Genomic DNA, 23032 nt, shown 5'->3' with positions numbered 1-23032 from the left:
GATCTGACCATGACCCGCTCATTACGCGTCTTCTATATCGCCCTGTTCCTGGTGACCCTGATGGTCCTGGGTCTGTGGTCGGTGCGCAGCTTCTTCGGCTTCAGCACCAACAACGACGCCACCGTGCTCAACGGTCGCTGGGCCAAGGCCGTGGAAACCCACTACGACGACGAGTTCCCGATCAAGCGCCTGGGCACCAACCTGTGGGCGGCCCTGGACTTCAAGCTGTTCAACGAAGGTCGTCCGGGCGTGGTGCTCGGCCGCGACCAGTGGCTGTACAGCGATGAAGAGTTCCACCCGATCGTCAACGAAGAACTCAACCTGCAAGGCAACTACGCGCTGGTCGAAGGCGTACGCCAGGCCCTGAAAGAGAAAGGCGTGAAACTGGTGATGGCGATCGTGCCGGCCAAGGTGCGCCTGTACCCGGAACACCTGGGCGACGTCCAGCCGGCCAGCATCCACGCCAACCTCTACCAGGACTTCCACGCCCGGGTGGCGGCCGACAAGATCCTCGCCCCCGACCTGCTGGGCCCGTTGCAACAGGCCAAGCAGAACGGCCAGCAAGTGTTCCTGCGCACCGACACCCACTGGACCCCGGCCGGCGCCGAAGTCGCCGCCAACCAGTTGGCCAAGGCGATCGCCGACAAGGCGCCGCTGATGGGCCAGCCGCAACGCTTCGTCACCGAAGCCGAGCAGACCGTGGTGCACAAGGGCGACCTGCGCCTGTTCCTGCCCCTGGACCCGCTGTTCGAGAACCTGATGCCGGCCAAGGAGCCGCTGCAGAAACGCGTGACCCGTGCCGCCGACGATCAGCCGGCCGCCGACGACGCGCTGTTCGCCGACAACGAAGTACCGGTGGCCCTGGTGGGCACCAGCTACAGCGCCAACCCGAACTGGAACTTCGTCGGCGCGCTCAAGCAGGCCCTGCACAGCGACGTGGTCAGCTACGCCGAGGACGGCCACGGCCCGGTGTTGCCGATGCTCAGCTACCTGAAAAGCGATGCCTTCAAGAACAGCCCGCCCCAGGTGCTGATCTGGGAGTTCCCCGAACGATATCTGCCGGTCAATAACGAAATCGGCGACGCCGACCCGCAGTGGGTCGCAGAGCTCAAACAAGCCGGCGCCCGCCAACAGAACGTAGCTGCACTCAACAAATCCGAGACGCCCGATCGGGCGCAAAACTGAAAGAGAGGTGACACCCATGACTTTCACTATCACTCCGCGTCGTCTCGCCAAGGCAATCACACTGGCTGCCGGCATGAGCGTCCTGTCCCTGCCCGCCTTCGCCGGTGGCGACGCCGCGCTGTACGGCCCAACCGCACCCAAAGGCTCGTCCTTCGTGCGTATCTACAACGCCAGCAACCAGGAAGTCAGCGCCACCGTCGGCAGCACCAGCCTCAGCGACGTCGCGCCGCTGGCCAGCAGTGACTTCAGCTTCATGCCCGGCGGCGACTACACCGCCAAGGTCGGCAGCCAGAGCGTGCCGGTGAAACTCGCCGCCGACCACTATTACACCCTGGTCAACAACGCCAGCGGCCAGCCACAACTGATCGAAGAACCGCCGTTCAAGAACAAGCAGAAGTCCCTGGTCCGGGTGCAGAACCTGAGCGACAAGGCCCTGACCCTGAAGACCGCCGACGGCAAGACCGACGTGGTCCAGTCGGTGGCCGCCAAGGGCCGTGGCGAACGAGAAATCAACCCGGTGAAAGTCAGCTTCGCGCTGTACGAGGGCGAGAAAAAAGTCAGCGACCTCAAGCCGGTCGCCCTGGAGCGCGGCGAAGCCGCGGTGCTCTACGTCACCGGCAACGGCAGCAGCCTGTCGCCAGTCTGGGTCAAGCGCCCGGTCTCGACACGCTGATGAATCGATCGGGCAGGTGAAGGCCATTTCTGTAGCCGCTGGCGAAGCCTGCGATCGGTTGCGCAGCAATCGTGAAAACGGCTCACGCGGTCTTTCAGCAAGACCGTAGCGCCTGAATCACGACCGCTTCGCGATCGTTCGCAGCCTGACGGCAGCGGCTACAGGGATCGGCATACACCGCCCGGCAAGCAACAAAAACAAGAGAGTGAAACGACAGAACGCAGTAGCTCTAACCCAAACGATTTTTGAAGGAGTAACAACATGATTCCGGTGATCTTGTCAGGTGGTAGTGGCTCACGTCTTTGGCCGCTTTCGCGTAAGCAATTCCCTAAACAGTTCCTCGCCCTGACCGGCGAACACACCCTGTTCCAGCAAACCCTCGAGCGCCTGGTGTTCGAAGGCATGGACACACCGATCGTGGTCTGCAACAAGGACCACCGCTTCATCGTCAACGAGCAGCTGGCGGCGCGCAAACTCGAAGCGCAGCGCATCCTGATGGAGCCGTTCGGCCGCAACACCGCGCCGGCCGTGGCCCTGACCGCGATGATGCTGGTCAACGAAGGTCGCGACGAGCTGATGCTGGTGCTGCCGGCCGACCACGTGCTGGAAGACCAGAAGGCCCTGCAACGCGCCCTGGCCCTGGCCACCGTGGCCGCCGAGCGTGGCGAGATGGTGCTGTTCGGCGTGCCGGCGACCAAGCCGGAAACCGGTTATGGCTACATCAAGTCGACCAACGATGCGCTGCTGCCGGAAGGCGTGAGCCGCGTCTCGCACTTCGTCGAGAAACCCGACGTCAAGCGTGCCGCCGAGTTCGTCGAGGCCGGCGGCTACTTCTGGAACAGCGGCATGTTCCTGTTCCGCGCCAGCCGCTTCCTCGAAGAGCTGAAAAAGCACGACCCGGACATCTACGACACCTGCCTGCTGACCCTGGAACGCAGTGCCCAGGACGCCGACACCGTGGACGTCGACCCGGCCACCTTCGCCTGCTGCCCGGACAACTCCATCGACTACGCGGTGATGGAAAAGACCCAGCGCGCCTGCGTGGTGCCGCTGAGCGCCGGCTGGAGCGACGTGGGCTGCTGGTCGTCGCTGTGGGACGTGCATGAAAAGGACGTCAACGGCAACGTCAGCAAGGGCGACGTGGTGATCCAGGACAGCCGCAACTGCATGATCCACGGCAACGGCAAGCTGGTATCGGTGATCGGCCTGGAAAACATCGTGGTCGTGGAAACCAAGGACGCCATGATGATCGCCCACAAGGACAAGGTCCAAGGCGTCAAACAGATGGTCAACACCCTCAACGAGCAGGGCCGCAGCGAAACCCAGAACCACTGCGAGGTCTACCGTCCGTGGGGCTCCTACGACTCGGTGGACATGGGCGGGCGCTTCCAGGTCAAGCACATCTCGGTCAAGCCGGGCGCGTGCCTGTCCCTGCAGATGCACCACCACCGCGCCGAACACTGGATCGTGGTCAGCGGCACCGCCGAAGTCACCTGCGACGAGAACGTGTTCCTGCTCACCGAAAACCAGTCCACCTACATCCCGATCGCCTCGGTGCACCGTCTGCGCAACCCGGGCAAGATCCCGCTGGAGATCATCGAAGTGCAATCGGGCAGCTACCTGGGCGAAGACGACATCGAACGCTTCGAAGACATCTACGGCCGCTCCACCCCGGTGGAACGCGGTATCTCGGTGAAAACCATCGCCCAGTAATCACAGCGACAAGTTTCAAGCGGCAAGCTGCAAGTAAAAGCAGGGAGTCGTTGCCAGCAAGTCCTTGCCCCCCGTCCGACCGACTGCGTCCCCTATCCGCAGGCGGTTGGGCGGGGGATTTTTTTCAGGAGCAGCGGCAAGTGGCAAGCTTCAAGCGGCAAGCTAGATCAACAGCCATCCGCGGATACAAAAGGTTGTTTCAGGCTAAAAATATCGAGTTGACCACCCTCTCGCGGCTCCCTATCCTCGCGCCTGTCACGACTCATTCGTGATCGGGATTGACGGCTCGGTTGTTTTCTCAGGAACGCAGTTTTTCCAACTCTGTTTTCTTTTGGAGCCCTCCATGACCGACCGTATCGCTCTCACCAGCAACGAATCCTCCACTCCCACCCTGTTCATCGACACCCGTGCGCCCATGGACGAACTTCACGCCAGCGCTGCCTACCGCATCCTCGCGGTGACCCAGCTGATGGAAAGCCTGAGCCACATGGACACACGCGACGCCGATGCCACGGACCTCAGGCAAATCGCCCATGCCAGTGCCATCCTGCTGCGCGATGGTTGCGACCTGCTGGATGTTTTGGGGCGGAGTATTCGTCGTAGTGAATCTCTGACAGATCACTAAAAAATCGCAGCCTGCGGAAGCTCCTACGGGTGTACACGTCTCTTGCGTAGAAGCCACCGCAGGCTGTCTGACGACATGGTGCTCCCGATCTTGTACCAGGCTGCGTTTCGCCAATTCCTACATGACTTTTTGAAAACGCCACTGGTCGTTTCAGATAGCTCTCAACGACTTCATCCACCCCGCTCATTAGTGTTTCGCGAGGCTCAAAAACACAGCGAACACAGCGATGGCCGAGCAATCTTCCGGCAATAAATACACCACCGATTCCCGCGGCAAACCGACGCCAATGCCCCGCGTATTGCGCCCGACCAATCCCAACCCGCCGCTGCCGGGAGCGCGGCCGAAGAACCCCGCGATACTGGGCAGGCCGCAGACCTCTCCTCCCCCTACGGAGCCGGTTCGCCCATCCGCCCCAGCGGCGCCCGGCTTCTACGTCGTGCCCCAGAGCATGCCGCTGGCCGAACTGCAACGCCGTCTGTTCGACAGCCCGCCACCCGACGTCCTGGCCAAATACCTGTCCCTCAATCCGGGCCTTGGCGATACGGTCAAAGCCGGCAGCCTGATCGTGCTCAGCGATCCGGCCAACCACGCCTGCACCTACGAGGAAGCGCAACTCATGCAGGCCGCCGAACAGGTTAAGATCGCCCTCGAACCGCTGACGCCCGACGAAGCCGACTTTATGGTCCACCATCAGGCCGAGATCACCGGCTTTACCGGCCAGGCCTCGACCTGGCTGGGCATCGGCACCGCGACGATGGGCAAACACCTGGACAAACTGCGCGAGACCCTGCACGACATGGAACGTCTGCATCAGGACAGCTACCGCCAACACGGCCACTCAAATCCCCCGAGTTCTTCTCCCGGCGCCAGCAATTGCTCAGGCAACTGGACGCCCAACTGCTGAACTCCACCCGCCTGCGCGGCTACACCACCCTGGGCGACCACCCCAAGCTGAAAACCGCCCTCGGCCTCTCCAGCCGCAGCCTGGTCCATCAATGGGACAAGGCCGGTGGGCCCGGGCAGATACCGGGCTATGTCGCCCACGTAAAATCGGTCAGCCGTGCGGCGAAGTACATGCAGATGAGTGGGTATGTGGGGATTGCGCTGGGTGGGGTTTCGTCGGTGTTGAAGGTTCGGGAGGTTTGTCAGGCGGGGGCGGGGGATGAGAGTTGCAGGAAGGTTATGTTTACTGAAACGGGGAAGTTTGCGGGGTCAACCGCTGGAGGAATACTGGGTACTGAAACCGCAATGGCAGGAAGCAGATTTATTTGTGCTGCTCTCGGGGCCTCTACCGCAATTGGCGGAGTGCTATGTGTTGCAACCTTGGTAGGCGTAGGAGCATCCCTGGGAACAGATTCTGGTGATGTGATTGGGGAGAGGATTGGGGAAATCATTTATGAGCGCGCGCAGCCATGGTAGATGAGAAATTCTGGTATTCAGGGATCGCGCTTGTACTGCTCCTCTGTCCAGTTCTGCTAGCTCTTGCAAGTCTTACATTCAGCTACTACCTGAGTCGCCGCCACTTGAAAGAGATGCTGGTAGCCATGCAGGAGAGTTCTTACTTCTATGGATGGCTCGACAAGCTTCCCTATCAGGGATGGTTCGAGCGCATTCTGATGTTTGTCAGCGTTCGAGGAATGATGCTCTTCCCCAACGCCGGAGTTCGTAGAGGCTTTCTTTGTGCAAAGGATGTACGCAATTTCCCTCCACGACTGAAACACCTTCTGACTGTAAAGAATACGTTGGACGGCGTCGTGATCCTATGGACAGCCATTGTGTATACGTTTTTGAAGTTGAATAGCTGATGACCTCTATGGAGCTTTACACGTCTTGTGGGATGAAGGCATCCAAGACAGTTATTCAGGTGATGAGCCGGGAAAGAACTGAGGAAGTTATTTACGGGGTAATCCGACCATGATGGCAAAGAGTTTTTGGTATTCATGGTTAGGCCTCGTACTGGTCGCCAGTCCGCTTCTACTGTGCGTAATAAACCTCTCGTTCAGCTACTACCTGAGCCGTCGCTACCTGAGAGAAATGCTGGAGGCCCTGCAACGGAGCCAACACTTTTATCGCTGGGCCAAGAGCCTTCCCTACGAGGGATGGTTCACCCATTTTTTATGCTGGCCGCCGTTCGAGGATCGATGCTTTGGCCTGGTCCTGCGGCTCGTAGAGGCTTTCTTTCCGAGGAAGACATAGACAACTTCCCTCCCCATCTCCAACGCCTGTTAACTATCAGGAACTGGATGGATGTTGTGCTACTGACCTGGGGCTCGATCATGTATGCGTTGTTGAAATTAACAAGCTGACTTTCTCTAGCCAGGGAGGCATCTTTTCATCAGGTTTTATTTTTAAAGATGCACATGTACATCCTCGAGCGTCTCGAAGATCTCTTTCCCATCGGCGGCCAGTATATTCAGTTCGCCAAACACCGTTTCCCAGTTGCCCAGCGCTTCCAGCGTCTGATCGATGTAGTCGTCAGGCTTGAGAAACTTGTAGTCCGCACACAAACGCCTGATCGCCTTTCTGGAGGGGCGCCCCTGGCCGTCGAACGCGGTGGTGTGTTCTCCCATGCCGGTGGAGAAGGTAAGGTCGTACGCGGGCGCGAGAACCCATTGCCCCTCCAGGCCGTCCTGCCCCTCTTCGTACAGAAAGGCAAAGTTCTTCGCGTGATCGTCGTAGTTGTGGGCCAGGCCGTTGAACACCATGAGCCGGGCCATTTTCTCCACTTCCTTGGCGCTCTTGGTCAGTGCGAAAGTCAGCCTCAGCAAGTCCTTGTAGTCCAGGCATGGAATTCTGAAGTCCGCATGCAGAATCCCGGCAGCGGTCATCATGTGGACTTTCCGGTTGTGCTGTCGATCAAAGCGTCGAGTCGCAAAGAAGCGCTCGTTCCATCCCTGCTCCGAGGGCACTGTGATCAGTTCGCAATGGGCCATATCAACCCCGGCCGTGCGGGCCATGCGGGCATAGGCACATTCAATTGCGCCCATCGACCACGGCTCCTGAAGGGCTCTGAATTTCACGATCCAGTGCGCATAGCCCTCAGGCAAGGGTTCAAAGGCGGAAACCACATGGGACAGATCCTCCGAAAACGCAACGGCTGCCTTGGGACGCGCGCCCCCCGGTGAGCCACCGGCAATCCGCAGAGCCTTCAGGACCTCAACCGTCTCCCCCACCTGGACCTGGATCGAAGCCTCATACAACGCTGAAAGACTGATGGGCTCCCGAGCCACTTTTTCCGACATGGGGTAGTACTCGAGGGCGCCCATCCCCCGGTTGCCGATGTAGGCAAGCCGGTCGAGCTGAGTCAGGCCATGGGTGACCCGCGCGCCATACTCCGCAGTAAAAAAACGCCCCATCAGCAGCAACCCCCAACCGTCGGGAAGGGAATCGGCAAAGGCCCCATGGATACCGAGAAACAGATGGGTATCGGGCTGCTGCGGCTTCTCGTCGAAGGTCAGTTGGGGGGATAGGTTGAAACCCTGGGTCAACCAGTCCTTGGCGTAGGTGAAGTAGGTACCTTGGCGGTTCCAGCTAAGCAGCCCCACCTGCCGGCCATGCATGAAGACCCCCAACGCCTCGATCGGCTTGTATTTCTTGATGCCTGGTTCAGTCATCGGGTTCCCCTTTGGCGTTTTGAGTTTTGCAACTCAAACAGCGTGTTCGGTGAAGGTGGCTTGAACAGTTTGAGCATCGGATCGAGTTCATCCAAAGCTGCCGCGATCAGCACCATCGATTCGAGGGAAATTGCCCCATGCAGCTCGAAGCGCTTGATCGTCGAAGCGGGTACCCCGGATTTCTCGGCCAGGGTTCTGCGCGACAGGTTTTTTGACAATCTGAGGGCCTGTGCGTTTTTTCCGATCTCGGCCGTGATCTCGGACGGTGTGTACATAAAACGGGTAAGCGACATAACGCTGCGTCTGCCTCCGGCCTGCTGATTATGAATCAATCATATGGACAACATAGGATCCATTATAGTAAAAAATTAACAATAATAGACCCTATATTACCCATAACAAAAATATTGGCTACGAGGCATTGAGTAAAACGTAGCCAAGGCATCATCCATCGCCAACCCCACCTACGCTTAGGTAGGATGACGGCTCTATTTCCCCCGAGGTTCTCCTCATGTTCATCGGCGTTCTGCTGGTTATCACCTGGCTGATCCTGCTGGTCCGTTACCCCGCCAAGGCCTTGCCGGTGTCCATGGCCGCCGCTGTCGGGCTGGGCCTGGTGGCGGTGTGGGTGGTCTGGCTGGACAACCGCGAAGCCCAGCAACTGGCGCGCCTGGAATTGCGCATCAGTTATGCCCCCGAGCATTGCCCGGCGGATCGCCCGCTGCTGCTGAAGATGAACAACGGCAACGATGTGCCACTGACCGAACTGCGCTGGCGCGTCGCCGCCTACGCCCCGGGCGACACCGTGAACCTGGCCGACAACCAGTACAGCGCCCCGCGTTATCGCGGCCCCGGCGAGTTGCAGGCCGGCGCCAACTGGGAAGACTGCCTGCCCCTGCCGCCGCTGCGCCCCGGCTACCGCCCGCAAACCCTGGAGTTTCGCGCCGAACGTTTGCAGGGCAGTTTCTCCGACTGATTCCCCCCTTCCCTCTTTTTGTACAAGGACCGCGCCATGCCCGTTGCGCTGATCACCGGTTGTTCCAGCGGCATCGGCCGCGCCCTGGCGGATGCTTTCAAGGCCGCCGGTTTCACCGTCCTGCCCACCGCCCGCAGGGCCGAGGACGTGGCCATGCTGCGAGCCGCGGGTTTTGACGCGGTGCAACTGGACGTCAACGACGGCCCGGCGCTCACCGCCCTGGGCGAACGCATCAACCAGCAATATGGCGGCCTCGACCTGCTGATCAACAACGCCGGCTACGGCGCCATGGGCCCGCTGCTCGATGGCGGTGTCGAAGCCATACAGCGGCAGTTCGAAACCAATGTGTTCGCCCTGGTCGGCGTGACCCGGGCCGTGTTCCCGGTACTGCGCCGCAGCCGCGGGCTGGTGGTGAATATCGGCAGTGTGTCGGGCGTCCTGGTGACGCCTTTTGCCGGTGCCTACTGCGCCTCCAAGGCGGCGGTGCATGCCTTGAGCGATGCGCTGCGCATGGAACTGGCGCCGTTCGGCATCCGGGTGATGGAGGTCCAGCCCGGGGCTATCGCTTCGAGCTTTGCCAAGAATGCCGGGCACGAAGCCGAACAGCTGTTGACCGAACGATCGCCCTGGTGGCCCGTGCGCGAAGGCATCCGCGCACGGGCCAGGGCCTCCCAGGACCACCCGACGCCCACCGGCGAATTTGCCGCCAGGCTGCTCAAGGCCGTGCAGCAGGACAAACCGCCACGCCTGGTTCGGATCGGTAATGGCAGTCGGGCGTTGCCCTTGATGGCCAGTCTGTTGCCCAAGGGTCTGCTGGAGAAGGCGCTGATGAAGCGTTTTGGCCTGGGCGCAAAACTGTAACGGCCGATCACCGGCAGCGGAACGTCTTTTAGTCGCCTAGGTTGTACCCTCTCCCAATCCCAGTAGAATGCGCGCACTCGAGGCTCCCAGGGCCTCGATCAGGCCGCATGGATCGCTGGCGAACCGCTGAAACTCCCCCCTCTTCCATGCTCGCCGTCACTCAATCGTCGATCAGGGAATATCCATTGAAACCTCAACACTTGCTGCCGCTGGTACTGGCCACCGCGCTTATCGGCTGCGCGCCATCGCCAGACGAGGAGCTGAACGCCACCCTGCCCCAGCTCAGCCTCAAGGAGCTGTTGCCGCCAGCCGTCGCCAACGAGTACTGCAACCCCAAGCTGGACAGCGATCTGCTGTATGGCATCGGCTACCAGCTGTACAACGACGACAAACCCGAGCAGGCGCGCAGTTGCCTGATCATGGCCGCACCCACCCACGACCGGGCCCTGTGCTACCTGGCGAGCATCGCGGAACAGGACACTAGCAAGGACAGCGCCGAGCGCGACCGCGAAGCCTTCGGCTACGTGGCCTATTCCGCGCAGAAGAATGACTCCTGCGCCGAGTTCGGCATGTTCCAGAACTTCACCTACGGCATGCGTGGGCAGACCCCGGACAGCGACCTGGGCCTGCGCTGGCTGGAGCGTTCCGCGCGCCATGGCGATGCGGACGCGCAACAGACCCTGGTGCGCCTGCACAGCAACAAGAACAATCTGCCGCTGGCCTACAGCTGGGCCAGGGTCCTGGATGACAGCGCACAGATCGACGCCTTGAAACAACGGATGAACCCGCAGCAAATCAGCGAAGGCGAACAGGGCTTCGAGCAACTGGGCAAGATCGTCACCAGCAAGGACGCGGTGCGCAAAGAGGCCCGCGAGGAGAACATCGCGGTGTACTCGGCGAACATCCATATGGAATACCCCGAGACCTTCAAGGGCCTCTCGGTGGCCGAGCGTCATGCCCTCATGGAGCAGGCCGTGGCCACGGTGAGCGGCCGTCCCGAGTTCAGCACCCGTGGCCAGCTGTACGCTTATGTGATCATCGCGCGGCAGGCGCAATTGAAGCAGGCCGGCGTCGATGTGCTGCAGAACCCGCAGATCGTGGAACTGCTCAGCGATAAAGAGCTGGAAGTGGCGGATGCCGTGAAGAAAGCCGACGTGATCCTCGGCCAGGCCGCCCTGTAACAGCGGGAACACCGCCGGCCGCGCCTACAGGGGCCTTATACATGGCCGCTGTCTTGTAGGTGCCGGCTCCTGCAAGGGGACAGGGTCAGGTTGTTCACCCAGGCAATCCCAGTAGAATGCCCGCACTCCAATCGCAAGGAAGCGGCACCTCAAGCACGGAACGGCTGCACCCCGCCCCTGCTCATGCCCTCTTGACGTCCTCCCTTTTACGATTGAACCTCAGGGACTCTCCATTGAAATCTCGTAGCCTGCTGCCCTTGGCTATCTTCACTCTGCTGCTGGGCTGCAATGCCTCGTCACCGGACGAAAAGCTCAATAACTCCCTGCCGGACCTGAGCCTCGAACAGATCCTGCCCAAGGTCGAGGCCAACCAGTACTGCACGCCGGAGATGGACAGCGAATTGCTGCTCGGCCTCGGCATCCGCCTGATCGATGAGGACGAGGTGCTGTATGGCGCAGGCCGTACCTTGCTGGCGAGCAAGGAAATAAAAATGGCCCGCAGCTGCCTGATCATGGCCGCCCCCCGCTACACCACGAGCCTGTGCATCCTGGGCAGCATTGTCGGCGCCAGGCAAAACGACTACGACAAAAGCGAAGCCTTCAACTATATCGCCTACGCCGCCAAGCACAATGAATCCTGCGCGGAAGCAGGCCTGTACGACATCTACAGCGTTGGCAAGCTGGGCCATCCACCGAACAAGGAATTGGCCATGGGCTGGCTTGAGCGCGCCGCTCGGCACGGCGACCAGGAGTCGCAACAGGACATGGTGCGCTGGAGCAGCGAACAGGACAATTTCCCGGTGGCCTATGCCTGGGCCAGGGTCCTGAATGAGGCAAAAACAATCGAGGCAGTGAAGCGCAAAATGAGCCCTCGGCAAATGGCCGAGGGCGAGCAGCACTACACCCAGCTGCTCAGCCAACTCACCCCCGAAAAGGATATTGAGCAGGCGCTGCGCAAGGACCTCATCGCCCTGAGCTCAGGGGATCTGTACTACAGCCACCCGGAGGTATTCGAGGGCATGTCCCCTATGCAACGGCATGCTTTCGTGGCCCAGTTGGTGGACATGCTGGACCTCTACCCGAAGTTCCACACGCGCGGCCAAGTGGTGGCCTACGCCTTGATTTCCCGCCTTGTGCAAAGTACCGGGCCGGCCGTGGACCTGTGGCAGGACCCGGCACTGCATGCCTTGCTGGTCAATGATGACCTGAGCGTGGAAGACACCGTGGCCAAGGCCAAAACCATCCTGGCCAAGCGCAAGCAATAGCTTGAGAGGCTGGCGCTAGTTCTTTTGAAGCGCCGCCGAGGTGTCGCGTGCGCAAGGCCCAAGAGCCCTTTGCCGTTGCCAAACAGATGCTGCGGTTTCGGTTGTGCCCCCTCGCAATCCCAGTAGAATGCGCGCCTCTTGAGCGCTTGCGCTCAACACAGCATGGAATCGCTGGCGTCGACACTGAAAGCACGGAACTGCTCAAGCTCCCCCCTCTCCCGTCCTGTCCCTGCTGCATTCCATGCGCCTCTTCATTCAATCGCAGATCAGGGAATATCCATTGAAATTGTTCAACGTGCTGCCACTGGCATTGGCTGTCTTGCTGGCGGCTTGCGCCACCACGGCTCCAGAAAAAACCGAGCCGAAAGTCCCCGAACTGAATGACACCCTGCCCAAGCTGACGCTGGAAAGCGTCTTGCCCAAGGTCAGCGCCAACGAGTACTGCAACCCGGCCATGGACGCCGATGTGCTGTACGGCGCCGGTTACAAACTCTACGAGGCCGAGGACTACACGAACGCCAAGAGCTGCTTCGCCATGGCCGCGCCGAACTACACCCGGGCGTTCTGCTACCTGTCCACCAGCACCGATCAGGAAACGGACAGACCCAAGGCCGAGCGCGACCGCGAGTCCTTCAACTACATCGCCTACTCGGCGTCGCAGAACGATTGGTGCGCCGAGTACGGCATGTACGCCACCTACTGGTTCGGCGACAAGGACATCCCCCAGGACCGGCAGCTGGCGGTGCGCTGGCTGGAGCGCTCGGCGCTGCACGGCAACCCGGAGCCGCAGCAGAGCCTGGCCGACGCAGCCGAAGAGTCTGGCGACCTGGTGAAGACCTATGCCTGGCTGAAGGTCATCGATAACACCGAAGACACCAGCCAGCTGGATGCCTTGAAAGGCAAGATGAGCCCGGAGCAACTGGCCGAAGGCGAACAACGCTTCAGCGAGCTGAAGGCGCGCGTGACCAGCAAGCAGGTGATGTACGACGAGGCGCGAGCTGAGGAGGTGGCCATTTTCTCGGCCGAGATCCATTTCGATATCCCCGACCTGTTCAAGGGCATGACGACGGCCGAGCGCCAGGCCTTTGTCAAAACGGCCATCGCCAAGGCCCGGGACAGCGGCAAGTTCAAACTGCATTACGCGGTGACCCAGTACATCATCGTCTCGCGGCTGGCCCAGCAGCGTTACCCCAGTGTCGACGTGCTGCAGAACCCAAAGCTGGTGGTCGCCATCAACCACGTTGACGACGGCTTGGAGGCTACGGCGAAGAAGTCCCTGGCGATCATGCAGAAAAGCTACAAGTAACCCTCGCTCTCCAGCTCGATAGCGCCTGGTCGCCCGCCGGCTCCCGCAATATGTCGCGGGAGCCGGTTCGCCAGAGATGCCGCCCAGGCACGCCCGGCAGCGGCCCGATCACTGCGCATCCCCACCCTCCTTCACCACCACCGTGCAGGTAATCCCCGCCGCCAGCAGCACGCCTTCCGGCACCTCGTCGATATGGATGCGCACCGGCACGCGCTGGGCCAGGCGCACCCAGTTGAAGGTCGGGTTGACGTCGGCGATCAGCTCGCGGCTTTCCGGGTTGTCGCGGTCGTAGATGCCGCGGGAAATACTCTCCACATGCCCCTTGAGCACCTCGCCGCTCATCAGTTGCATCTCGGCCTTATCGCCGACGCGCACATGGGGCAGCTTGGTTTCCTCGAAGAAGCCGTAGACCCAGAACGAATGCCTGTCGACCACCGCCATCTTCGGCTCGCCGATGCGCGCGTAATCGCCGCGGTGCACGTTGAGGTTGGTCACGTAGCCGTCGACCGCGGCGCGCACCTGGGTGCGCTTGAGGTTGAGCTCGGCGGCCTCCAGTTGCGCCTGGGCCTGCTGGTAGTCGGCCAGGGCCGAGTCGGCGATGTTGCTGGCGTCGTCGCGGTTCTCCTTGGAGATCACCAGGTTGTCCAGGTCGGCGCGGCGGTGGGCGTTGACCTTGCGCATCTCCCAGGTGGCCTTTCTCGAAGCCACCAGCGACTGCGCCTGCTTGACCGCGATCCGGTAGTGCTCGGGGTCGATCTGCATCAGCAGGTCGCCCTTTTTCACCAGTTGGTTGTCGCGCACCGGCACGTCCACCACTTCCCCGGTGACGTCGGCGGCGACGTTGATGATGTCGGCGCGCACCCGGCCGTCGCGGGTCCACGGCGTGTTCATGTAATGCACCCACAGGGTGCGGCCGATCCACAGGGCCAGGGCCAGCACCAGCAGGGTCGCGAGCAGGCTGAAAAACTTTTTCATCAAAGGACTCTCAACGGTAGACAGTCAGCGCCATGGCGCCGAACAGACAGCAGAACAGGCTCAGGCGCAGCAGCGCCGGGTGCCAGAAAAAACGGTACAGGTCATAACCCGAGATGAAGCGGTCCAGGGCCCAGGCCAGGGCCGCGGCAATGAAGAACATCAGGGTCATGGTCGGCATGTACACGCCGTGGAAGGCGATTTCACGAGGCATGTTCAAGTCCTTGGGTCGGGGCCTGTACGGGCTGTGCGGCGTAGGCGGCCAGCGGCGATTGCGGGTCGAGCAATGAGCTGCGGATGAAGTGCAGGTAGCTCTTCACCCGGCGCAAGACCGAAGTATCGAAGTGCGGGGCGAAGGGCTCGTCGCTGGCCTGGACCCGGCCGATCGCGTGATCGACCGCGACCAGCGCGCGCGCAAGGTTGCTCTGGCCCGGTTGCAGGAACAGCCGTACCAGCGAACGGCCCATGACCCGGATCGCCTGGCGCCACGGCTGGGATTCGGCATAGGCCGGGTGCACCGGGAGGATCGCCTGCTCCTTGCGCAGCTCGATGATCGCGTGGCCCACCTCCAGCACCACGAACATCCAGCGCAGCAGCTCGCGCTGCACCTGCGGCTGCCCCGCCGCCAGGCCATAGGCCTGGTGCAGCAGGTCGCGGGTGCGGCTTTCGAAGCTCGACGCCAGGCCCTTGAGCTTGCCGCTGATGGCGTACACCACCTGGCCACGCAGGTCCTGCTCCAGACGGCGCCATAGCCAGCGGCTGTTGGGCGGCAGGATGATCGCCCCGGCGGCGGCGCAGACCAGCATGCCCATGACCATGGCGATGTAGTCGTTGATGAAGGCGTAGGGGTTGTAGACGGTCAGGTTGTCCGGCACCGAACCGGTGCTGAAGAAGATCAGCAGCCCCAGGCCGACCCCGGCGTACTGCGGGCGGGAAGCGAGGAACGAACCGAGCACGATCACCGGCGCCAGCATCACGCACAGCAGTGGAAAACCGTCGATCCAGGGGAACACGAAGAACATCTCGACGAAGCCGACCACGGCCCCGATCAAGGTGCCGCAGGCCATCTGGAAGGCCATGCGTTTCGGGTTCGGCGTGGCGGCCGAGAGGCCGACGGTGGCCGCCGCGATCAGGGTCATGGTGGCGCCGCTGGGCCAGGCGGTGGCGACCCAGTAGCTGCCGAGCACGATCAGGATGAACGAGGCGCGGATCCCCGAGGCGGCCGAGGCCAGCCAGTTGGTCTGCGGGGTGAAGGGCTCGTCCCAGCGCTCGCGTTCATGGCTGTGTTCGGCCAGGGATGCGTGGGTCTGGGCGTAGCTGTGCAGCTCGTCGACGAAGCGATAGAGCAGCTCATAGGCGGTGTGGAAATCCAGCTGCTCGGCATCGCTCGGCTCATGTTCCTGGAACAGCGCGCGCATGCTCCGCACCCGCGTCGGCAGCTCGGCCTTGTAGCTCGCCAGCTGCTCGGCCAGGCGCGCAGCATCGGGGCTGGTCAGGGCGCGGCCGGAGAAGCCGTCCAGCAGTTCGGCGAGGTCCTGCAACCCCGGTTTGGTCGCCGCCAGCACATACTCGGCGGCGCTGCTGCGCAGGCGTTCGAGCAACTGGTGCAGGGCGTTGAAACGGGTGGTGATGCCCATGAACTCGCTGTTCAAACGGCTCAGGCGACCGTTGCGCCGACGCATGTGCGGGTCTTCGAAGACGGTGACGCTGCGCAGGCCCTCCAGGCCCACCGCTTCGGCGATGAAACGCACGTTGCCGCTCTCGAACGCGTCGCGCTGGCTGCGGCCGCGCAAACCGTCGGTGACGAACAGGGCGAACACCCCGAAGCGCTGGTACAAGGCGTTGCGCATCGCCGCGCTGGCGGTCTGCGGCAGGATCGCGGCGCTGACCAGGGTCGAGCAGAGAATCCCCAGGGAGATCTCCAGCACCCGCCACACCGCCGCCATAAAGGCCCCGTCCGGATGGGCCAGGGCCGGCAAGCCGACCATCGCCGCGGTGTAGCCGGCCAGCACGAAGCCGTAGGCGCGGAAGTTGCGATAACGCGCGGCGCCGGCCGAGCAGATGCCGACCCAGATCGCCAGCGAACCGAGGAACAGTTCGGTGTTCTGGGCGAACAGGGCGATCAGCGCCACCATCACCGCCGACCCGGCCAGGGTGCCGAGAAACCGATAGAAGCTCTTGGCGAACACCTGGCCGCTCTGCGGCTGCATGACGATGAACACGGTGATCATTGCCGTGCGCGGTTGCGGCAACTCCAGGCGCATGGCCAGCCACAGGGTGAGGAACGCGGCGGCCAGGACCTTGAAGATATAGACCCAGGTCACGCCGTCGCTGCGTGCCCAGTCGAAGAAACCCCGGCGCCATTCAAGGGAGTACAGCCAGCGCAAGGGAGCAGGCAAGGGAGTCATGGGGGCTTACTCGGTGATCAGCACTTGGTGGTCGGCTTTTAATGGTCAGCTTTTAATGGTCAAAGATGGCCAGCGCCGCCGGAGTCTTGCTCGGTTGGGTCCGGCTGTCCTCGGGCACATCGCGCCCCGCCTCCAGGCCGCCGCCCAGGGCCGTCACCAGCTCGGCATGGGCGCTCAGGCGCGCGGCCTGGACCTGCTGCTGGATCTGCTGCTGGTGGAACAGCATGCCCTGGGCATTGAGCACATTGAGGTAGTCGGTGAGGCCGCGCTGGAAGGCGACCATGGCGATGTCGTAGGTCTTCTGCGCCGACGCCACCGACTCGGCGGCGAACTCGGCCTGCTTGTCCATGGACTCGCGGCGGATCAGCTGGTCGGAGATGTTCTTCAGGGCGTTGACCAGGGTCTGGTTGTAGTGGGCCACGGCGATGTCATAACCGGCCGCGGCCTCGCCCAGCTCGGCGCGCAGGCGGCCGCCGTCGAAGATCGGCAGGCTGATGGCCGGACCGACGTTGTAGTTGAGCTTCTTGCCGGTGAGGAACTCCAGCGCCCCGCCACCGGTGGCCATGTAGCCGAGGCTGCCCACCAGGTCGACGTTGGGGTAGAAGCCGGCGTGGGCGACATCGATGCCGCGGGCCTGGGCCGCCACCTGCCAACGGCTGGCGACCACGTCCGGGCGCTGGCCGAGCAGTTCGGCGGGCAGCGCCGACGGCAGTTTCAGTGGCGCAGCCAGGGACAGGCTCGGCCGTTGCAACTGCGCGCCCGCCCCCGGTCCCTTGCCGGCCAGGGCGGCGATCTGGTTGCGGCCCAGGGCGATTTCTTCGTCCAGGGCGTCCAGCTGGCGATGGGTTTCCGGCAGCGGAGTCTGCGCCTGGCTGACTTCGAAGTGGGTGCCGATGCCGCCGGCCAGGCGCTTTTGCGCCAGTTCAAGGATCTGTTCCTGCTGCTTCAGGGTGGCGAGGACGATGTCGCGCTGGGCGTATTGCAGCGACATCTGGATATAGGCGCGCACGACATTGTTCTGCAGTTCCAGCTGGGCCAGGCGCGCCTCGGCGGCGCTCATGTGCGCCAGGTCCACGGCACGCTCGCTGGCATTGCTTTCCCGGCCCCAGAGGTCGAGGGCGTAGCTGAAGCCGAGCGCGGCGTTGTTGTCCCAGGTGGTGCTGTTGGCCAGTTCGCCCGGGCCGTAGAACTGATCGGTGGGCCAGTTGTGGCGCTTGAGGGTAGCGTCGCCCTTGATCTGCAGCGACTCGGCCGACTCGGCGATGCCGGCCATGGCACGCGCCTGGCGCACCCGGGCGGCGGCCATGGCCATGCTCGGGCTGCCCTGCACGGCCAGGCTCACCCAGTGGTTCAGCTGCGCATCGCCATAGGCCTGCCACCATTGGGCGGCGGGCCAGCGGGCGTCGCGCGCGGCGCTCTGGATCGCCTCGTCGGTGGCCAGTGTATTGGCCGGTAGTGCCTTGCCCTGCGGGGCAATGCCCCCGGTTCCGATGCAGCCGCTGATTGCTAACGATAAAGCCCAAACACTGAGAGTCTTCAGCTCTCTGCTGATGCGACGCGGCACTGCTGCGAATTCCTGAAATAGGGAGAAGGCGGATCCCTGTAGGAGCGAGCGTGCTCGCGAGACGGTGTCACTGAGCCACCGCATTGCACGGGCTCCGGCAGCCGGCCCCTACAGATCGGCGCAATTCTAGGCGGCGGGCTTTACGGCGATAAGCTGGGATTCCTGTGAATCTTTATTACCGTTCGCGCGATAATCCCTTGGTGCAATAGCCAACAATCTGTTACTTCGTGTCACAATTTGCCATCTCCCCAGAGAGCACCCCATGGACACTTTGCAAAACATGCGTGCCTTCAGCTGTGTCGCCGAAGCCGGCAGCTTCACCGCTGCCGCCGTCCAGCTCGACACCACCACGGCGAATGTCTCGCGCGCGGTCTCCAATCTGGAGGCCCATCTGCAAACCCGCTTGCTCAACCGCACCACTCGCCGCATCGCGCTCACGGAGGCCGGCAAGCGCTACCTGCTGCGCTGCGAGCAGATCCTGGCCTACGTCGAAGAAGCCGAGGCCGAGGCCAGCGATGCCCACGCGCGGCCGTCGGGGCAGTTGAAAGTGCACACCATGACCGGCATCGGCCAGCACTATGTGATCGACGCCATCGCCCGTTACCGCAAGTCGCACCCGGACGTGACCTTCGACCTGACCCTGGCCAACCGCGTGCCGGACCTGCTGGACGAGGGTTACGACGTGTCCATCGTGCTGGCCAGCGAGCTGCCGGACTCGGGTTTCGTCTCCCAACGCCTGGGCATCACCTACAGCATCGTCTGCGCCTCGCCGGCCTACGTGAAAGCCAACGGCTGCCCGAGCAGCCCCAGCGACCTGTCGAACCATGCCTGCCTGCGCCTGGTGAGCCCGGTGATCGCCCTGGACAAATGGCTGTTCGACGGCCCCGAGGGCCAGGAAGGGGTCACCCTCAACGGCTCGCCGTTCCTGGTGAACTCCGCCGACGCGCTGAAAACCGCGATCACCAGCGGCATGGGCCTGGGCGTGCTGCCGGTGTACGCGGCCATCGAGGGCCTGCGCAACGGCACCCTGGTGCGGGTCATGCCCAAATACCGCTCCCAGGAGCTGAACCTGTACGCCATCTACCCGTCGCGCCAGTACCTGGACGCCAAGATCAAGACCTGGGTCGAGTACCTGCGCAACACCCTGCCGGAGATTCTCGCCGCCCATCAGGCGGAGCTGACGGCCTATGAACTGAGCGGCGGACTCAGCGGCGTGCGCCTGGCCCCTTGATCGGGGCTTTCTCATGTATCCCCCTGTAGCCGCTGCCGCAGGCTGCGAAAGGTCCGCAGGACCTCCTGCGGCTGCTGGAACGTCACGGCCGTGCCGGCCGATCGCAGCCTGCGGCAGCGGCTACATTCGCAGAATCATCCGGCCCTGACCGCCTGCGCAGCCGCTACAAAAAGCCCGTGGGGAATGTTAGCTTGCTTGGCATTCTCCTCTGCCTGACGAGCTTTCCCGCGATGAAAAAGACCGTACTTGCCTTCAGCCGCATCACTCCGGACATGATCGAGCGCCTGCGCCAGGACTTCGAGGTGATAGTGCCCAACCCCAAGCAGGGCGATATCGGCGCGCAATTCAACGAAGCCCTGCCCCACGCCCACGGCCTGATCGGCGTCGGTCGCAAGCTGGGCCGCGCGCAGCTGGAAAACGCCAGCCGGCTGGAAGTGGTCTCCAGCGTCTCGGTGGGCTACGACAACTATGACCTGGCCTACTTCAACGAACGCGGGATCATGCTCACCAACACCCCGGACGTGCTCACCGAAAGCACCGCCGACCTGGCCTTCGCCCTGCTGATGAGCAGCGCCCGGCGCGTCGCCGAACTGGACGCCTGGACCAAGGCCGGGCAATGGCAGGCCAGCGTCGGCGCACCGCTGTTCGGTTGCGATGTGCATGGCAAGACCCTGGGGATTGTCGGCATGGGCAACATCGGCGCGGCCATCGCCCGACGCGGTCGCCTGGGCTTCAACATGCCGGTGATCTACAGCGGCAACAGCCGCAAGCCCGCGCTGGAACAGGAGCTGGGCGCGCAGTTGCGTAGCCTCGAGCAGTTGCTGGCCGAAGCGGATTTCGTCTGCCTGGTGGTGCCGTTGAGTGAAAAGACCAAGCACCTGATCAGCCACCGCGAACTGGCGCTGATGAAGCCGGGCGCGATCCTGGTGAATATCTCCCGCGGCCCGGTGGTGGACGAGCCGGCGCTGATCGAAGCCCTGCAGAACGGCACCATTCGCGGCGCCGGCCTGGACGTCTACGAGAAGGAACCGCTGGCCGAGTCGCCGCTGTTCCAGCTGAAAAACGCCGTGACCCTGCCGCATATCGGCTCGGCCACCCATGAAACCCGCGACGCCATGGCCAACCGCGCCCTGGCCAACCTGCGCAGCGCCCTGCTCGGCGAGCGTCCGCAAGACCTGGTCAACCCGCAGGTGTGGAAAGGCTGATACCACTGCCTATCACCACCTGTAGCCGCTGCCGAGCCTGCGAGGCTGCGAAAAGGTCCGCAGGACCTTCAGCGATAGACCTGCAGAATCAGGTCGCCTGGTTTTGCGACGGCTGCGCCGCCGTTCGCAGCCTCGCAGGCTCGGCAGCGGCTACAGATTCAGATTCAAATCCGGATGCAGATGCAGGCACAAGTCTGGGCTTGCGGAACACCAGTACGTTGCCCAGCATCACCAGGACCAGCCCGGCCAGCGCCGGGGCGGTCCATTGGTAACCTTCGGCGAAGGCCGAGACATTCAGCGCCACCACCGGGAACAGCACGGTGCAGTAGGCCGCCCGCTCCGGGCCCATGCGGCCGACCAGGGTCAGGTAGGCGGTGAAGCCGATCACCGATCCCGGGATCACCAGATACAACAGCGAGCCGATGTAGCGCGCGTTCCACTCCATATCGAAAGGGATGCCCTTGACCAGGCAATAGCCCGCCAGCATCGCCGCGCCATAGGCCATGCCCCAGGCGTTGGTGGTCAGCGGCCTGAGGCCGGCTTTCTGCTGCAGGCTGGACAGCATGTTGCCCGCCGAGAAACACAAGGTGCCCAACAGCGCCAGGCCCAGGCCGAGCAGGGTTTGCGGGCTGGCGCTATGCCCCGCCAGTTCCGGCCAGAACAGCAGGCCCAGCCCCAGCAGCCCCAACGCCCCGCCCAGCAGTACGTTGCGGGCGATCTTCTGGGCGAAGAACACCCGGGCATTCAGGGCGTTCCACAGGGTCGCCGTGGAAAACACCACCGCCACCAGGCCGCTGGGAATCCACTGGCTGGCGTGCAGGAAACACATGAAGTTGATACAGAACAGGCACAGCCCCTGGGCCAGGCAGATCAGGTGCCCGCGGCGGTTCATCACCTGCAGCTTGCGGCTGAGCAGCAGCATGACGAACAGCACCAGGGCCGCCAGGGCGAAGCGATAGACGATGGACACCGGAATCGCCACCACCCCCAACTGCCACTTGAGGGCAATCCAGGTGGTGCCCCAGATCAGGACGGTGAGCAGATAAAGCGAGAGGTTCATGGCGAGAGACTCCTGTGCAGGGCAACCCAGTCTCAGGCCATTGCCTGCCCGGGCGCTTGCATAAACTTGCGCTTTTGTCGGTTGCCGGGCTGGCAGCGCGCCGCCCACGGAGTAGGATGCAGAACATCGTGTAGCCGCTGCCGACAGGCTGCGATCGGCTCCGCAGGAGACGTGCCCTTGAGATCGCTGAAGGCCTTCGGCCTTATCGCAGCCTATCGGCAGCGGCTACAGAATGCCGTTCAATTTCAGACCTGACCGCCATGCCCGCACTGGAAACCCTGCAAGTCTTTCAAGCCCTGAACCGCTCGCCCAATGCTCGCCTGGAGCACAGCGCCGAGCTCGGTGACGGCCTGGCCGCAGCCTTGTGGAGCAACCATCACGACGCCCAGGACTACGAAGCGCCGAGCCATCACACCCTGTCGTGCTACATCGCCGGCGGCACCGGGACCTTTCGCCGCGGCCAGCCGGGGACCAAGGGCGGTCCGGACAAACTGTGCATTCTGCCCGCCGAGCACCAGTCAGCCTGGGTGATCAACGGCGGGATCCGCCTGGCCCACCTGTATTTCAGCCCGGAACAATTCGCCCTGGGCTGCGTGACCCTGCTGGACCGCGAACCCCGCGAGCTGCAATTGCAGGAAACCACCTTCCTCGACGACCCGCAGCAGGCCCAGCGCTTTCGGCAACTGATCCAGCTGAACTGGGACGAGCCCGGCGAGCGCCTGCTGACCAGCAGCCTGGCCCACGAGATGCTCAGCCACGCCCTGCTGACCCAGGTCGGCCAGCGCCAGGGCCTGCGCCTCAAGGGCGGGCTGGCGGCGCACCAGCGCCGGCAACTGGTGGAATACATCGACAGCCAACTGGCCGAGCCGATCAGCCTCGGGCAACTGGCCGCGCGCTGCGCCTTGTCGGAATACCACTTCGCACGGATGTTCCGCGCAAGCTTCGGCCTGCCGCCCCATCAATACCTGCTGGCGCGACGCCTGAAACATGCCCGCGACCTGCTGCGCGGCACCCGCCTGCCCCTGGGCGAGATTGCCCTGGCCTGCGGCTTCGCCAGCGCCAGCCACTTCACCAACCGCTTTCGCCAGGCCCTGGGCGGCACGCCCGGAGAATATCGCCAGGCGTTTCTCGGCTGACGGCGAGTGATCGGCAGGCGTACCGCGTCGCACCTTTTCGCGGGCAAGCCTCGCTCC

General features: G+C 63.0%; 22 protein-coding genes and 1 pseudogene. 16 read left to right on the top strand and 7 right to left on the bottom strand.

The window, feature by feature from the left end; translation table 11 throughout:
- Nucleotides 1-9 precede the first annotated feature (9 nt).
- The 8 genes and pseudogenes from CXQ81_RS07530 (at nucleotide 10) to CXQ81_RS31410 (ending at nucleotide 6502) form a co-directional block, all read left to right on the top strand.
- Entirely contained in the window at nucleotides 10-1185 is a 1176-nt protein-coding gene (locus CXQ81_RS07530) for an alginate O-acetyltransferase (RefSeq protein ID WP_007930047.1), read from the top strand.
- A 16-nt stretch (nucleotides 1186-1201) separates the two neighbouring features.
- Nucleotides 1202-1858: an alginate O-acetyltransferase AlgF gene (locus CXQ81_RS07525; RefSeq protein ID WP_053259711.1), complete on the top strand. Its 657-nt coding sequence runs from the start codon at nucleotides 1202-1204 to the stop codon at nucleotides 1856-1858.
- Nucleotides 1859-2119: 261 nt separating this feature from the next.
- Entirely contained in the window at nucleotides 2120-3571 is a 1452-nt protein-coding gene (locus CXQ81_RS07520) for a mannose-1-phosphate guanylyltransferase/mannose-6-phosphate isomerase (protein ID WP_007930049.1), read from the top strand.
- Nucleotides 3572-3914: 343 nt separating this feature from the next.
- Entirely contained in the window at nucleotides 3915-4196 is a 282-nt protein-coding gene (locus CXQ81_RS07515; RefSeq protein WP_101336891.1) for a short-chain dehydrogenase, read from the top strand.
- A 226-nt stretch (nucleotides 4197-4422) separates the two neighbouring features.
- On the top strand, nucleotides 4423-5100 hold the full coding sequence (locus CXQ81_RS31420) for a hypothetical protein (RefSeq protein ID WP_256593459.1): 678 nt from the start codon (nucleotides 4423-4425) through the stop codon (nucleotides 5098-5100).
- Nucleotides 5070-5615 carry a hypothetical protein gene (locus tag CXQ81_RS31415; RefSeq protein WP_256593458.1) on the top strand — a complete coding sequence of 182 codons (546 nt, stop codon included), beginning with the start codon at nucleotides 5070-5072 and terminating at the stop codon, nucleotides 5613-5615. Before CXQ81_RS31420 ends, CXQ81_RS31415 begins: the two co-directional genes overlap by 31 nt.
- A complete protein-coding gene (locus CXQ81_RS07505; protein ID WP_053259708.1) occupies nucleotides 5609-6001 on the top strand; it encodes a hypothetical protein in 393 nt (130 codons plus the stop codon). Before CXQ81_RS31415 ends, CXQ81_RS07505 begins: the two co-directional genes overlap by 7 nt.
- Before the next feature lie 112 nt (nucleotides 6002-6113).
- Nucleotides 6114-6502, top strand: a pseudogene (locus CXQ81_RS31410) (hypothetical protein).
- A 42-nt stretch (nucleotides 6503-6544) separates the two neighbouring features.
- On the opposite strand, the gene CXQ81_RS07495 reads toward CXQ81_RS31410, so the two are convergent.
- Together CXQ81_RS07495 and CXQ81_RS07490 are read right to left on the bottom strand one after the other, a co-directional pair.
- Entirely contained in the window at nucleotides 6545-7810 is a 1266-nt protein-coding gene (locus CXQ81_RS07495; RefSeq protein ID WP_101336890.1) for a type II toxin-antitoxin system HipA family toxin, read from the bottom strand.
- The gene (locus tag CXQ81_RS07490) at nucleotides 7807-8103 is read right to left on the bottom strand and encodes a helix-turn-helix domain-containing protein (RefSeq protein WP_097135857.1); all 297 of its coding nucleotides are present in this window, start codon (nucleotides 8101-8103) and stop codon (nucleotides 7807-7809) included. The genes CXQ81_RS07495 and CXQ81_RS07490 overlap by 4 nt, the downstream gene beginning before the upstream one ends.
- 218 nt (nucleotides 8104-8321) lie before the next feature.
- Between CXQ81_RS07490 and CXQ81_RS07485 the strand changes: the two genes are divergently transcribed.
- The 5 genes from CXQ81_RS07485 to CXQ81_RS07465 all read left to right on the top strand — a co-directional run bounded on the left by CXQ81_RS07485 (nucleotide 8322) and on the right by CXQ81_RS07465 (nucleotide 13399).
- The gene (locus CXQ81_RS07485; RefSeq protein WP_009042259.1) at nucleotides 8322-8786 is read left to right on the top strand and encodes a hypothetical protein; all 465 of its coding nucleotides are present in this window, start codon (nucleotides 8322-8324) and stop codon (nucleotides 8784-8786) included.
- A 36-nt stretch (nucleotides 8787-8822) separates the two neighbouring features.
- Nucleotides 8823-9647, top strand: coding sequence for an SDR family oxidoreductase (locus tag CXQ81_RS07480; RefSeq protein WP_101336889.1), 825 nt, complete (start codon nucleotides 8823-8825; stop codon nucleotides 9645-9647).
- 185 nt (nucleotides 9648-9832) lie between these two features.
- Nucleotides 9833-10828 (top strand): hypothetical protein, encoded by a 996-nt coding sequence (locus CXQ81_RS07475; protein WP_256593457.1) that lies wholly within the window; start codon nucleotides 9833-9835, stop codon nucleotides 10826-10828.
- A 233-nt stretch (nucleotides 10829-11061) separates the two neighbouring features.
- Complete coding sequence (locus CXQ81_RS07470) at nucleotides 11062-12093, top strand: hypothetical protein (RefSeq protein WP_101336887.1); 1032 nt, start codon at nucleotides 11062-11064, stop codon at nucleotides 12091-12093.
- Between the two features lie 280 nt (nucleotides 12094-12373).
- The gene (locus tag CXQ81_RS07465) at nucleotides 12374-13399 is read left to right on the top strand and encodes a sel1 repeat family protein (RefSeq protein WP_256593456.1); all 1026 of its coding nucleotides are present in this window, start codon (nucleotides 12374-12376) and stop codon (nucleotides 13397-13399) included.
- A 108-nt stretch (nucleotides 13400-13507) separates the two neighbouring features.
- On the opposite strand, the gene CXQ81_RS07460 is transcribed toward CXQ81_RS07465, so the two are convergent.
- Genes CXQ81_RS07460 through CXQ81_RS07445 form a run of 4 tightly spaced genes read right to left on the bottom strand, consistent with a single transcriptional unit; the run spans nucleotide 13508 to nucleotide 18343 of the window.
- Nucleotides 13508-14374, bottom strand: a complete 867-nt coding sequence (locus tag CXQ81_RS07460) for an HlyD family secretion protein (RefSeq protein ID WP_101336885.1) — start codon at nucleotides 14372-14374, stop codon at nucleotides 13508-13510.
- 10 nt (nucleotides 14375-14384) lie between these two features.
- A complete protein-coding gene (locus CXQ81_RS07455; protein ID WP_007930063.1) occupies nucleotides 14385-14585 on the bottom strand; it encodes a DUF1656 domain-containing protein in 201 nt (66 codons plus the stop codon).
- Nucleotides 14575-16779: an FUSC family protein gene (locus tag CXQ81_RS07450; RefSeq protein ID WP_101336884.1), complete on the bottom strand. Its 2205-nt coding sequence runs from the start codon at nucleotides 16777-16779 to the stop codon at nucleotides 14575-14577. Before CXQ81_RS07450 ends, CXQ81_RS07455 begins: the two co-directional genes overlap by 11 nt.
- Before the next feature lie 52 nt (nucleotides 16780-16831).
- On the bottom strand, nucleotides 16832-18343 hold the full coding sequence (locus tag CXQ81_RS07445; protein ID WP_101336883.1) for an efflux transporter outer membrane subunit: 1512 nt from the start codon (nucleotides 18341-18343) through the stop codon (nucleotides 16832-16834).
- Nucleotides 18344-18605: 262 nt separating this feature from the next.
- Here CXQ81_RS07445 and CXQ81_RS07440 point away from each other — a divergent pair, with 262 nt between their 5' ends.
- Together CXQ81_RS07440 and CXQ81_RS07435 are read left to right on the top strand one after the other, a co-directional pair.
- Nucleotides 18606-19574, top strand: a complete 969-nt coding sequence (locus tag CXQ81_RS07440; protein ID WP_007930066.1) for a LysR family transcriptional regulator — start codon at nucleotides 18606-18608, stop codon at nucleotides 19572-19574.
- A 230-nt stretch (nucleotides 19575-19804) separates the two neighbouring features.
- A complete protein-coding gene (locus tag CXQ81_RS07435; protein WP_007930993.1) occupies nucleotides 19805-20779 on the top strand; it encodes a D-glycerate dehydrogenase in 975 nt (324 codons plus the stop codon).
- Between the two features lie 88 nt (nucleotides 20780-20867).
- Here the strand turns inward: CXQ81_RS07435 and CXQ81_RS07430 are convergent, their stop codons facing one another.
- Nucleotides 20868-21839 (bottom strand): DMT family transporter, encoded by a 972-nt coding sequence (locus CXQ81_RS07430; RefSeq protein ID WP_053259695.1) that lies wholly within the window; start codon nucleotides 21837-21839, stop codon nucleotides 20868-20870.
- A 260-nt stretch (nucleotides 21840-22099) separates the two neighbouring features.
- On the opposite strand from CXQ81_RS07430, the gene CXQ81_RS07425 reads away from it, so the two are divergent.
- Nucleotides 22100-22975 (top strand): helix-turn-helix domain-containing protein, encoded by an 876-nt coding sequence (locus tag CXQ81_RS07425; protein ID WP_053259694.1) that lies wholly within the window; start codon nucleotides 22100-22102, stop codon nucleotides 22973-22975.
- Nucleotides 22976-23032: the final 57 nt, after the last annotated feature.

This window comes from Pseudomonas sp. 09C 129, from assembly GCF_002843625.1.
Taxonomy (GTDB): domain Bacteria; phylum Pseudomonadota; class Gammaproteobacteria; order Pseudomonadales; family Pseudomonadaceae; genus Aquipseudomonas; species Aquipseudomonas chlororaphis.
Note: the sequence above shows the minus strand (reverse complement) of the source record. Positions and strands in the feature narration are given on the sequence as shown.

Excerpts from the sequence above, each read along its gene's own strand:
- CXQ81_RS07450 (WP_101336884.1), bottom strand. The coding sequence starts at position 16,779 with ATGACTCCCTTGCCTGCTCCCTTGCGCTGGCTGTACTCCCTTGAATGG.
- CXQ81_RS07525 (WP_053259711.1), top strand. The coding sequence starts at position 1,202 with ATGACTTTCACTATCACTCCGCGTCGTCTCGCCAAGGCAATCACACTG.
- CXQ81_RS31420 (WP_256593459.1), top strand. The coding sequence starts at position 4,423 with ATGGCCGAGCAATCTTCCGGCAATAAATACACCACCGATTCCCGCGGC.
- CXQ81_RS07515 (WP_101336891.1), top strand. The coding sequence starts at position 3,915 with ATGACCGACCGTATCGCTCTCACCAGCAACGAATCCTCCACTCCCACC.
- CXQ81_RS07485 (WP_009042259.1), top strand. The coding sequence starts at position 8,322 with ATGTTCATCGGCGTTCTGCTGGTTATCACCTGGCTGATCCTGCTGGTC.
- CXQ81_RS07480 (WP_101336889.1), top strand. The coding sequence starts at position 8,823 with ATGCCCGTTGCGCTGATCACCGGTTGTTCCAGCGGCATCGGCCGCGCC.
- CXQ81_RS07490 (WP_097135857.1), bottom strand. The coding sequence starts at position 8,103 with ATGTCGCTTACCCGTTTTATGTACACACCGTCCGAGATCACGGCCGAG.
- CXQ81_RS07520 (WP_007930049.1), top strand. The coding sequence starts at position 2,120 with ATGATTCCGGTGATCTTGTCAGGTGGTAGTGGCTCACGTCTTTGGCCG.
- CXQ81_RS07530 (WP_007930047.1), top strand. The coding sequence starts at position 10 with ATGACCCGCTCATTACGCGTCTTCTATATCGCCCTGTTCCTGGTGACC.
- CXQ81_RS07440 (WP_007930066.1), top strand. The coding sequence starts at position 18,606 with ATGGACACTTTGCAAAACATGCGTGCCTTCAGCTGTGTCGCCGAAGCC.
- CXQ81_RS07495 (WP_101336890.1), bottom strand. The coding sequence starts at position 7,810 with ATGACTGAACCAGGCATCAAGAAATACAAGCCGATCGAGGCGTTGGGG.
- CXQ81_RS07505 (WP_053259708.1), top strand. The coding sequence starts at position 5,609 with ATGGTAGATGAGAAATTCTGGTATTCAGGGATCGCGCTTGTACTGCTC.
- CXQ81_RS07435 (WP_007930993.1), top strand. The coding sequence starts at position 19,805 with ATGAAAAAGACCGTACTTGCCTTCAGCCGCATCACTCCGGACATGATC.
- CXQ81_RS07430 (WP_053259695.1), bottom strand. The coding sequence starts at position 21,839 with ATGAACCTCTCGCTTTATCTGCTCACCGTCCTGATCTGGGGCACCACC.
- CXQ81_RS07455 (WP_007930063.1), bottom strand. The coding sequence starts at position 14,585 with ATGCCTCGTGAAATCGCCTTCCACGGCGTGTACATGCCGACCATGACC.
- CXQ81_RS07425 (WP_053259694.1), top strand. The coding sequence starts at position 22,100 with ATGCCCGCACTGGAAACCCTGCAAGTCTTTCAAGCCCTGAACCGCTCG.
- CXQ81_RS07460 (WP_101336885.1), bottom strand. The coding sequence starts at position 14,374 with ATGAAAAAGTTTTTCAGCCTGCTCGCGACCCTGCTGGTGCTGGCCCTG.